Raw genomic sequence first — 1,172 nt, forward strand, 5'->3', positions numbered from 1 at the left:
CTTAAAGGTTTCATTTCATCTCCTAAAGATAAAATTATGTATAACAATATATTCGTATAATTTTAGAAAATCTTTATACTTGAAGATAGAGATTATTTAATCATAAGCCACAGCATAAGCCTATTATTCAATAAACTCTTTTAATTTTTTACCAATATCTTTTTCGCGCATTAAAGACTCACCTATTAAAAAGGCATTTACTCCATAATTTCTCAGCTCATCTATCTCTTTTTTAGAAGATATACCACTTTCAGCAACTACAATTTCAGCTCCCCATTCTTTTATTTTTGGACAGAGATTTTTAGATTTATTTATATCAACTTTAAAAGTGTTCAAATCTCTATTGTTTACACCTACAATTTTCCCGCCTTCATCTATTGTAATTTTTGCCTCTTCTTCAGTAAAAACCTCAACTAAAGGCTCTATATTTAACTGTCTTCCAAACTCCATAAGCTGTCTTAGTTTTTTAGGTTCAAGAATTCTTGTTATCAAAAGGTAGCTGTCAGCCCCTTTAGCATAAGCCTCTAAAACCTGCCTTTCATCTATAATAAAATCTTTTCTCATTACAGGAATACTTACAACTTTGGAAACTGCTTCAACATAATCTATATGACCCTGAAAATATTTTTCATCAGCAAGAACAGATATTGCAGCTGCTCCATTTTCTTCATAAATCTTTGCTATTTCTACAGGGTTAAAATCCTTCCTTATCACTCCCTTAGAAGGAGAAGCTTTTTTTATCTCTGCTATTATATTAATCTTGTCCTGAAGCAGTGCATTTTTAAAATCTTTTACAGATTTTCTTTCTTCGGCTTTTTTTTCAAGCTGTTTTACATAATCTTTTGTATATTTTTCAAGCTCCTCATATTTAGTTTTTACAATCTTGTCTAATATGTTCAAGCTTTTACTCCTTTATGAATTTTCTCATACTATTTTATCATTTCCAAACTGGTATAATTTGTATCCTGTCAAATAATTTTCAAATTTAGGAGGACAAATCATGTCTAAAATAAACAAACCAGAAATTCTTGCACCAGTTGGACATTATGAAGGGCTACATGCAGTTATAAAAGCCGGTGCTGACGCAATTTATATGGGGTGTGGGAAAATCAATCAAAGGGCGAGAAAATCAAACTTTACGATTGAAGACGTTAAAGAAATAAGAAAAATAA

Annotated in this window: 1 protein-coding gene; it reads right to left on the bottom strand. The window is 30.5% G+C overall.

Translation table 11 applies throughout. The annotated features are described in order from the left end of the window. Positions 1-123 precede the first annotated feature (123 nt). A complete protein-coding gene (gene trpC / locus HG1285_RS00670) occupies positions 124-900 on the bottom strand; it encodes an indole-3-glycerol phosphate synthase TrpC (protein WP_008289596.1) in 777 nt (258 codons plus the stop codon). Between the last annotated feature and the right edge of the window lie 272 nt (positions 901-1,172).

The sequence above is a fragment of the Hydrogenivirga sp. 128-5-R1-1 genome (genome assembly GCF_000171895.1).